This window comes from Rothia sp. HMSC065C03, from assembly GCF_001837295.1.
Classification (GTDB): Bacteria; Actinomycetota; Actinomycetes; order Actinomycetales; family Micrococcaceae; genus Rothia.
In genome coordinates, this window is record NZ_KV831970.1 from 1 (window position 1) to 9,695 (window position 9,695).

Here is a 9,695-nt window from a genome sequence, read left to right on the forward strand (position 1 = left end):
CCCAATAGGGGGGACATTTCGTACCCAATACCTTCAAAAAAAGAGGCCGAAAAATGCATCATAATGCCATGTCAAACCCATATTTGCGCACAGTGCATTTTGTGCCCCCCTAAATGATTATTTCCTAAATGATTATTTCCTAAATGGGGCTGCTCAGTCGCCGCGCCCCCTCCCCCATGGCTATGCCGCCGTGCGGCGGCCCAAGGACCTCGCTATCGCTCGGACTGTTGGGGGAACCCCTCTCGCGGGGTTCCCCCAAACCCCCTCCCCCCGAAGGCCCAACGATCTTCGTTCGTGGTGTCAAGCCCTGGTGCTCTCTCGCTTCGCTCGATGCGCTCCAGGACGACAACCACTCACTTTCGATCGTTGGGCTTCAGGTCGGTGTGCTCACCTGAGTCGGTGATTCAGATATCTGCTCACCTTTTCCTGAATTCTTTGGTTCTTAAAATGCTTACGATTGGCTTGAGTTTTTAAGCGTGCGGGCGTTCTGTTCTTAATCGCGGGCGCATGTGCTGCGGGTGCGGGCACGCAGCCAATGGGGTGTGACTTTTCAAAGCCCAGGATTGCTTCTGGGGTATCGCCCTAAAGACGTAAACCATCCCTAGAGGCTCTCTATGGGCCCTGTAAGAGCTTTTCATGCCTCAAGTGGGTAATCCGACGTTTTTTACTTTTTCGCCCGGCAGGCAGCCATCTAGCGGCTTTTTAGAGTGTGACAGGTTTAGACGCAGGCGATGACGCCAACATCCACCCCACCAACACCACGCCACACCCCCTCAAGCCCGACAAACACCACCAAAACCCCGCACCAGAAGCCCCAGAAGGCACCTCTAAGCCACTTTTACGCCAAAGACGATAGATTCCCCATCTGCACGAAAAAAGCCCCGCAGAAACCACTGCAGGGCTTTAAAAAATTTTGGGGCACAAAAAAGGACTGCGTGCCACATCTCCTAAAATCACCGGGAAACATGGCACGCTGTCACAACCACACGACTACGACAGTTTGATCTTCTGTCCGTCGTTGCCCAAAGTATACATCTGCGCATTCGCCTCTGAACAACCACGCACCTCATTCACACCCACCAAAGACGCAAACTTCGTCGGAGCACTCTTGCACGCCCGAACCGTCACCGTACCAGTTGCCGCATCAATCGAAATACTGCCGGTCATACCCAATGCATTCAGCGCCTGATTACCCTCAGAAATCATGCGCCCCTGATCAACATTTCCATAATCACCAGCACCGGCCGCCACCACAATACGCGCCACCGACTGAGCAGCACCAGTAGCCTGCGACTGCGCCGAATTCTTCGCCCCCATATCCACCAACAAAACACCCATGGCAAACAGGAAAGCAGGCACCAAAACCATCAGCAAAACCGACTGCGCAGACCCCTCCTCACCACGAATGCGAACCTTCTGCACCGCAGCACGTAAGCGCGCTCGCAACGTGGTGCACAACGTTGAGGTTATGGATTCAAGAACGGGGGTCATCGTGGTGGTCTTTCTTGTCGGTGAATGTGGTTCTAAGTATATATCTCTAGTACACATATACGAAAAGGGGGGTAGTGAAAATGCGGGCCCGACAGACACCTGCCAGACCCGCACTCTCAAGAAAGAACCAGAAAAAGACCTACCTAGTCCTTCTTATCTTTCTTCCTCTTCTTCTTTTTCTTCTCCTTCTGCTCACGCTCAGCCTGCTCTTCTTGCTCCTTACGCCTACGCAAATCCTCCTCGGACTGACGCAACTGGTCATACACCGAGAACGTCGGGTAAGCGTACTCGCTCTCCACCTTACGCATACGATGCTCACCTCGGTGCTGCATCGCAGCACCAGTGATACGCATGCCAATACCGGGAGCAAAACCACCCGGAACCAAAGCCACCGCAGTACCGGCGTACTTTAACGCCCTACCCTTACGACTCAAATTCCTTGCCGAACGGTAGTGCTTCGTCGTTGCCGGACCCATATACTGGCGCATTGCTGCATGATTCTGCGGCACACCCGAAGCGGCATACGCAGGCTGCTGCTTCGCCCTGAAGGAACGAATCGGAGCCAACAGCTTCGACTTCCTAGAGCCGCCAGCAGCGGTACCAGCCGCTTTAGCGCCACCGGCACCACCCATGCCAGAGACCGCACCACCAGCACCAGAACCGCCGCCGATACTCGGAGCAGAAACCGCATGCGAAGAAAACGCGGCAGGCGCACCAGCAAACCGCACCGGCATCGCCGCACCAGAAGAACCCTTCAAACCCATCCGAGACAAACGCTCCGCCAGACCACTACCGTCCAGGCCGCGATCACGGAAGAATTCCCAGCTCTTTTTCGCAAGGAGGAAGATCAGCACCGCCATGACGATACTGCGCAAAATGGGTGCCCATTTCACGGTCGCATCGTAGAACTGCTCCAGAATATACAGGTACAAAATCAGCACGCCGATGAGTACGCCCACCTGAAGGCAAGCGAAGAAGGTGCCTACTGCACGGTGGAAGAACTTCTTCCTATCGACCATCGGCAGCATGGCGTACCAGGCGTAGACGGTAGCCAGCAGAGCATTCACGCACGCATCAAACACTGACTTGAAAATCAGGACGATAAAGACAGCAACCAGAAACAGCGGAGCTAAGGCACCTAACGTGTATGTCGCCAGCAGGACAGCGCGATACAAATCAGGGTTATCGACCCATTTTTTCGTATCGCTACATCCGCCAGAGCTGGTGATAGCATCACGGCGATCATTGCTGGCCACGTCCTTGTAGTCCTTGTCTCGGACCATCGAGTTGAACTCGTTTTTGCATTTACCATCCAGGTTCTGGCCGAAGGCAACAACCTGGTACGGTTCACGCACCAGCACCGACCCCAGAGAACGGGTAATGATGTCCTGGGGCTTCTGATTCGTCAGACCCTGCCCCATACCACTGGCCTCAACCTGCTCCTTCTTCTTATCGTGCAGATAAATTTCAGAGGCAATATCCGAAGCCCACGTGGTCGAATTCAGCAGCCAGCCAGTCTGTTTAGATCCGTCATCACCTGTATGCTCACGAAGTTTAGCGGTCGGATTAGCCAGAGCAGAACCAGAAATAAGCGAGACAACCGCCAAGATAATCGCCAACTCTGCCAACGCCGCACCACGGCGACGCATCATGAAGAACGCAACACTGAAGACTGAAGCTGCCAGGGTGAGAATCAGCGGCTGAATGTGCATACGCTCCATCAGCGGAGCCACCTGGGAGCCGATGAACATAAACGGCGAGAGCAACCAATCCAGCCACTCGAAGGACAACACATAATGCAACAAAGACAGCGCCAGACTGACCATGCCGTAGTGCATACCCCACATGAAATCCACGATGTTCGCAATAATCGTTTTGTTGAAGGTGAAGGCATCACCACGGTCCAACGGCAACGTGGAGTAGCGGTTGAGCTCGATACCCTCTTTATCCTTCAGGTTCGAGGTATCCAGAAACAGGGTGAAAGCATCTCCACCGCTACTTTTCTTCGCCTCATCCGCATGCACCACAGGGTCCGTCACTGCCGCCAAGATCAAATACAATCCCATGACCTTCAGCGCCAAAGCAGTGCGCGGGCGGCGCGCAGCAAAGAAGCACCACCACTGCACCAAGACAGCGGTAGGGCTCTGATACTGCCTCAAAAACGAAATCATGAGAAAAATCCAATCAATAACTACAGTCCAAAAAAGGGACCTAAGAGCTAGACCCCAACCATGGCAGCGGCACCAGAGGACTGCGCCTTCTGCTGCTGAGCTACCAGGTTCCTCTTCTTCGGAGGAGTCGTCAGCGTCGCCTTACGAGTCTTCGGGTCCAACGGCAACTGAATCTTGATCTTGCCGATACGAGAGTTCACATCACGGTAAACGCATTCACCACGACGCTCTAGATCATCCTTCGGCGACAAACCAGCCAGCAACTCACGGTACTCAACCACGTCATAGCCTTCCTGAAGCCACGACAGGTTCACATTCGCCAACTTCGCATCACCAGTACGGAACAAGAAACGATGCGGAATCAGACCCTGAATCACCTCTGTACCGAAATCTCGTGCAGAGTGAGAACCCAAACCAATCGCCGCCTTATGCTTACGGCCACGACGAATCATCTCCTCAACACGGTGACACGCCTCCGGAGAAGCAGTCAGGTGCGCCGCCTCATCCACCAAGAACAAAGAATCACGACGATCATCACGAGTAGCAATCGAATACGCCGTCGCAGCCACATGACCATACGTCATATACGCAATCTTCTTCGTCAGCGTCATCTGCTGACGCATCTCAGCAGTGGACAAATCACTCTCAGACGGCAAATCAAGACCATGGGTCGCAAAGATAATCGCCGGAGCATCCATATCCAACAGAGGCAACGAATCATCGAAGAGGTACCCGACATAGCTACTATCAGCAACCGTATCGAGCATCAACGCCGTATTCCTCGCTTCCTTCGCCAAATGCTCAGGCACTCCCCTACCGGTAGCCAACGCATCACGTAGCTTCGACACCGAGGTAATCTCATGGAAATACGGGTTATTATCCTCACTCAGAAGACGGCTAATAATCAGACCAACCGGGCTACTGGAATTCATGGAGAACAACATCGAAAACAGGTCCAACACCTGCTTCTTACCTTCGTTCTTCACTTCCTTCACACGCTTCCTAATGTCCTCTTCATCCTCACCCATCTCACGCATCACACGTTCAACGACCTCAGCCGAAGCAGCAGCAACACGCAACGGATCCAGAGAAAAACGGGGACTCTTAAACTCCATAATCACCGTATTGGTCATCGCCTGCGCCAACGCAGCCCATTCCTTGTTCTCAGAGTTATCCACCGCCAGCACCTGACCACCACGATTAATCGTGTGAGCAGCCACCGTCTTCAAGAATGCAGACTTACCCGAACCCAGCTCACCAACAGCACCAAAGGAACCAGACATATCTGCCTCAGCGTTCGCACCAGGATCCATATACACCGGCGTATTACGACCAGAGGACAGATTCTCAGCAATCAAGAACCCCCGCTCCTCACCCAGCTGGGTCTCCACCAAAGGAACACCAATACTGAAATCAAAACCAGTCGTCACCTGAGTCAGCTCATTCGTAATAGTGGAAGCAACCGTGCCCGGCAACATATCCCACCACAAGCTACGCTGATCTCCCACCGGAGCATCCAACAAAAACTCATTCGAAGCATAAAAATCCTGCACCAGCAGAGCCTTCTCCTCCACCAGCTCCGGAGAATCACCACTGACCGAAAAAATCAGCGACGCATTCACCTTCACCTCACGGTCAGAAGCATTCAGATTCTCCGTAAACTCCTCCAACAGCTTCGTAGACTGAGCCAACTTCGACAGGCCACCAGAAATCATCCGACCAGAACCATCATGCTGAAAATACTGGTCCGCAATATTCTTCTCACTAGCGGCACTATCTCGAGCCGCCTGAGTCTTCGACTGCACATTAATACGCAACACAAACTCACAGTCCACCGGCAGACGATTAATGACCTCCAAAAACTCACCACCAGGGAACGTAAAACCACCCACCGGAGTAGAAGACATAATCATCTGCGTCTGATACGTCGGCGCAGCATCAGGATGCTCAACCTTCAAATAGCGACGCTTAAACGCCTCCATACGAGCAGCCGCACCCTCAAGATCAGACATGCCACCCTCATCCAACAAAGGCTCCGGCAACGACCGCAAATTAGTCCACAAATCCGCACGATTCGCAGAAGTAATCTTCGCATCCGACGGATACGGCGCCTCATCACCAATACCGCGCATCTGGGAATGATCCCAAATCCACTGAATCGCCTTCATCGACACCGGCACCGGACGAAACACCGACGGAATACGCATCGACAACTCACGCGCCCGACGCTTCCACCGACCAAACATCGCCTCCGACGGAGTCGTCACCGGCAACCCCAAATGAGACTGAACCGGCTGATGAGCCGCCCACACCGCATCCTTAAAACGATTAATCGGCTGAGACCACGTAGAAAGCGGAACCGTAATGAAATACAAACGCTCACCAGAAGGAACACGCTCAAGCTTCTCCAAAGTAAGCCTCGCTTCATTCGCCCACCCAGGATTCTCACCCAAATCAATACCATCAATCATCGACTTATAGATACTGACCGGATCAGTATCAGCCACAAAAGAATAGATAGTATATTCACCACGCAAACCCTGAAAAAGACTCTGATGCGCAGCACGAGCGGCCACCTTATCATCAGTCAACGCGTAACCATACGGCAGACCAGTCAACGCAAAAATCGCATGCGCAACACCGTGCTGAGTGACAAAAATATTCTCTCGACCCCACAGAAGGGGATTCTTACGAGTGGAAGCTGCCATAATGTTTCTCTATCTCTGTACTTCGTTAAGGGGTAGTGTTTCGGGCCGCAAGAATGCTCTCCAGCGTAGATTTACGGACAACACCTTGGCCTGTAGCCTGCGGTGCAGCCGCACCGGAAGAAGCGCGGGAAGTAGTGGTGACTGGACGTGCAGGTGCGGTAACAGATGACCCGTGTAAAGAATCCAGCCGCTCTAGCGCTCGCATCTTCTCTAGCCGTCTCTTTTCAGCAATCTGTTGGCATTGCTGCTCAGTTTTGAACGGGCGGGGTAGTTTGGGCTGCTGAATTTTGAAAGGGACACCCCGGTAGAGACCGGTTTTAGAAGCAGTAGTCGCTGACGCCGCCGAGGTCATCACGTTGAAGAGATTGCGGCGGGACTCTGGGAGTCGGCCCGTCATATAGGCAACTCCCCAGGCGCCGAAGACAACCAAGATGGCATCAGTGAGAATGAAGCCTGTGGAGAAGAACCAGGCGAACGCCTGCCACAACACCAACAACGCAATAAACCCTGCAATGAGCTGCGGCACCGTATAGGGGCCACCCCACAGGCGGGTACCGTCGATAAGACGACCCACCATCATGGGGATCTTCATCGCACGGGTGAAGAATTTGCCGACGTACACGTCATCATCAAGATTCTTCATCAGATGCACTCGCTTTCGTTAGAGGGGGTGTGGGTGTTGTGGCAGGCGTAGCGGGTACGCCTTTTAAGCGCCGCCCTTAGTGAAGGTGTCGAACCAACCTGCGATGGTCACGATGCCGTTCATCATGATCAGCCAGTAGATGACAGCAGCAACAGCACCGGCACCAATAGCCTTAGGGATAGTGAAGCCATTCTTGAAAACCATGTAACCAACGAAGCCGATAGCAACAGTGGTAATCACGGCCTTGATGGCAACGTCAGCCTTGGCAGTAGTGTTAGAGACCCAGCTGAAGAAGTCAGCCGCGCCCAAAGGCAGGTTTGCAAGAGCAAGAGTGAAGAGTTCCATGGAATCTTCCTTTCAGATACATCAAATAATTGGGTTGGTTTAGTTAGGAAATTTTCGGTGTCGCATCAATGCTTTTGACCTCCCACCTCCCTGCACGGGAAGCCATGGTCAAAAAGTAAGTGGACGTCTGAGACGAAGCGCCTTGATCAAGCTGAACCGTCACCAGCACCTGAACCTCGGTACCGTCCTTGCCCGCCGTCTTAGCCGACATCTCATCGGTGGCGTTCAGACTCTGCACCAAAACCTTCGAATACGGTGCCGGGCTCACAGCCGCAATGGTGCTACCCGGGGCGGTGTACCGGCTCACCTCACCGGAGCCTGCCAAGTAAGCGGTCAAGAACTCCTGCACCGCAGCCCGAGCCGCAGGATCACCAACCTGCTTCGGATACTCAAACGTCGTATCAGCCGCCACCGCACCGGGAGCAGCAATCGGAGCAGGAAGACCCACCACCGACAAAGTCCCAGACGAGGTATCCGTCCGAAGCACCACCTGCCACCAGCGCTGAACCCACATACTCTTAGGCTCCTCACCCTGCACAGCAGAGGCAACAGTCGTCTTCACATCCCCGGTCACACGCACAGTCACCAAATCACCAGACTTCGTGAACCCAGCAGCCCGTAAACCACGCGCCTCCGTCGGAGCCTGAGAATTCACCGGAACAGTCACATACGTATCCAACGTGGCATGCTCAGTATTCGTCGCCTCCAACCACGCCTGCACATAACCAACAGCCTTCGCCTCAGCACTAGTGTCAGTAATATTCAGCTCCGAAACCGCCTCAGGACGAGAAGCCTGCGCAGACTCCTGAGCCTCAGAAGCCGCACCCATCGCCGTGCACGCCATAAACAACGCCAAACACACCGACCCGTACGCGCACCCCATGATGCCGTAAGTCAAAAACCTGCTCGCAGCAGTACCACCAACAGGAGGATCCAACGGAGTACCCTCCGACTCCCCCCTCGGCTTCTTCTGACCAAACAGAGCACCCAAGCCCTTCTTCACAGGCTCCTTCTCAGGCACCTGAACCGGCTGATCCTGAACATCATCAACATCCTGATGCTCACGCCGCAAAAGATTCTTTAGCACTCCGACACCTCACCTTCCTCATCAGAACCACTCATCACCCGCTTCGCCGCAGCATTAGCACGCCGCAACTCATCACTAGCCAAAAACGCAGCAGCAGCCTGCTGCGCAGACTGACTAAACGGCCGATCAAGCAAATCAATAATCCGCTCAACCAGAGCATCCTCACCAGCCGCCATCGCCGACAAATCATCCAAACTACGGGCCAAAACGTCATCCGAAGCGGGCATCAACAGGTCCTAACTCAACAGGTGCAAAAACTAACAGTCACACCAATAAAGGCACCCAACAAACCCCCACACACCTCACCCACACCCCAAAAAAACAAAAAAAATTTAAAAACCCCACCGACAAGCCAAAACACCCACCAACACCAGACCCACCACCAGACACCACCCACCCCAAACCCAGCCAAAACTACAGACCCACTTTTGCCTACTAGAAGAAAGGAAACCACCACACACCACACCTCACTGAGGAGACCACCATGACCACCCCCCTGATGAACACCACCATCATCGACACCCTCAACCGAGACTGGACCACCACCAGCGGCCAGATGGCCCTCTTCCAGGACGCACCCATGCTCGCCGCCGACGTCCTGCACCTGCTGCTCACCACCGCACCCGGCCCCGCACAAGACGCCATCTGGCACGAAGCCATCACCCGCGCACTCACCGGCGACACCATCATGGAACGCATCCTCACCCAGTCCACCATCCCCTGGATCCTGCGCCTGAGCCGCCAAAACGCCATCATGCAAATCCTCACCCACCGAGGCGAAGCTGAAGACGCCTTCAGCATCCTGGCAGGCGCCGCCCTCGAAGCCATCCGCAAATACCCCACCCACCGCACCGAAAAAGTACGCGGCACCCTCTTCTACCGCCTCCTACGCATCGTCACCCGCCTCAAAGACACCTACACACACCCCATCAACACCGAAGACCCCACCACCCACCACACCCCCCACACCTTCAACGACACCACCACCAACCACACCGCAGCCACCGAAGCCGTAGACCGCCTCCTCGGCGACGCCCTCAACGCAGGCATCATCACCGCCGAAGAATCCGACCTGCTCATCGCCTACTACACCGACGCCGCCGCGCTCGCGCAGCGTGAGGGTTGCTCTGCTAAGGCTTTGGAATGTCGTGTGCGTCGTGTGCGTAATCGTGTGCGTGATGGCCTGAATTTGGCGTAAAAACAGGTCAGGTGGGTTCCTTATGCACAAAAGGTGCACATATTAGTGAACA

Annotated in this window: 8 protein-coding genes; 1 reads left to right on the plus strand and 7 read right to left on the minus strand. The window is 54.3% G+C overall.

The window, feature by feature from the left end; all coding sequences use genetic code 11:
- Positions 1 to 990: 990 nt before the first annotated feature.
- From HMPREF2605_RS00020 to HMPREF2605_RS00050, 7 genes are all read right to left on the minus strand, one after another.
- Complete coding sequence (locus tag HMPREF2605_RS00020) at positions 991 to 1,491, minus strand: hypothetical protein (protein ID WP_141762250.1); 501 nt, start codon at positions 1,489 to 1,491, stop codon at positions 991 to 993.
- Positions 1,492 to 1,634: 143 nt separating this feature from the next.
- Positions 1,635 to 3,662, minus strand: coding sequence for a hypothetical protein (locus HMPREF2605_RS00025; protein WP_070846595.1), 2,028 nt, complete (start codon positions 3,660 to 3,662; stop codon positions 1,635 to 1,637).
- 47 nt (positions 3,663 to 3,709) lie between these two features.
- Positions 3,710 to 6,370 carry an ATP-binding protein gene (locus tag HMPREF2605_RS00030; protein WP_070846596.1) on the minus strand — a complete coding sequence of 887 codons (2,661 nt, stop codon included), beginning with the start codon at positions 6,368 to 6,370 and terminating at the stop codon, positions 3,710 to 3,712.
- 25 nt (positions 6,371 to 6,395) lie between these two features.
- The gene (locus tag HMPREF2605_RS00035; protein WP_168167575.1) at positions 6,396 to 7,022 is read right to left on the minus strand and encodes a hypothetical protein; all 627 of its coding nucleotides are present in this window, start codon (positions 7,020 to 7,022) and stop codon (positions 6,396 to 6,398) included.
- Positions 7,023 to 7,076: 54 nt separating this feature from the next.
- On the minus strand, positions 7,077 to 7,358 hold the full coding sequence (locus HMPREF2605_RS00040) for a hypothetical protein (RefSeq protein ID WP_070846598.1): 282 nt from the start codon (positions 7,356 to 7,358) through the stop codon (positions 7,077 to 7,079).
- A 43-nt stretch (positions 7,359 to 7,401) separates the two neighbouring features.
- On the minus strand, positions 7,402 to 8,445 hold the full coding sequence (locus HMPREF2605_RS00045) for a conjugal transfer protein (protein WP_141762251.1): 1,044 nt from the start codon (positions 8,443 to 8,445) through the stop codon (positions 7,402 to 7,404).
- Positions 8,439 to 8,672 carry a hypothetical protein gene (locus HMPREF2605_RS00050; protein ID WP_070687775.1) on the minus strand — a complete coding sequence of 78 codons (234 nt, stop codon included), beginning with the start codon at positions 8,670 to 8,672 and terminating at the stop codon, positions 8,439 to 8,441. The genes HMPREF2605_RS00045 and HMPREF2605_RS00050 overlap by 7 nt, the downstream gene beginning before the upstream one ends.
- Positions 8,673 to 8,929: 257 nt before the next feature.
- Here HMPREF2605_RS00050 and HMPREF2605_RS00055 point away from each other — a divergent pair, with 257 nt between their 5' ends.
- Positions 8,930 to 9,643, plus strand: a complete 714-nt coding sequence (locus HMPREF2605_RS00055; RefSeq protein WP_070846600.1) for a hypothetical protein — start codon at positions 8,930 to 8,932, stop codon at positions 9,641 to 9,643.
- Positions 9,644 to 9,695 lie beyond the last annotated feature (52 nt).

Coding starts and splice junctions, on each gene's coding strand:
- HMPREF2605_RS00020 (WP_141762250.1), bottom strand. CDS start 1,491: ATGACCCCCGTTCTTGAATCCATAACCTCAACGTTGTGCACCACGTTG.
- HMPREF2605_RS00025 (WP_070846595.1), bottom strand. CDS start 3,662: ATGATTTCGTTTTTGAGGCAGTATCAGAGCCCTACCGCTGTCTTGGTG.
- HMPREF2605_RS00030 (WP_070846596.1), bottom strand. CDS start 6,370: ATGGCAGCTTCCACTCGTAAGAATCCCCTTCTGTGGGGTCGAGAGAAT.
- HMPREF2605_RS00040 (WP_070846598.1), bottom strand. CDS start 7,358: ATGGAACTCTTCACTCTTGCTCTTGCAAACCTGCCTTTGGGCGCGGCT.
- HMPREF2605_RS00050 (WP_070687775.1), bottom strand. CDS start 8,672: ATGCCCGCTTCGGATGACGTTTTGGCCCGTAGTTTGGATGATTTGTCG.
- HMPREF2605_RS00055 (WP_070846600.1), top strand. CDS start 8,930: ATGACCACCCCCCTGATGAACACCACCATCATCGACACCCTCAACCGA.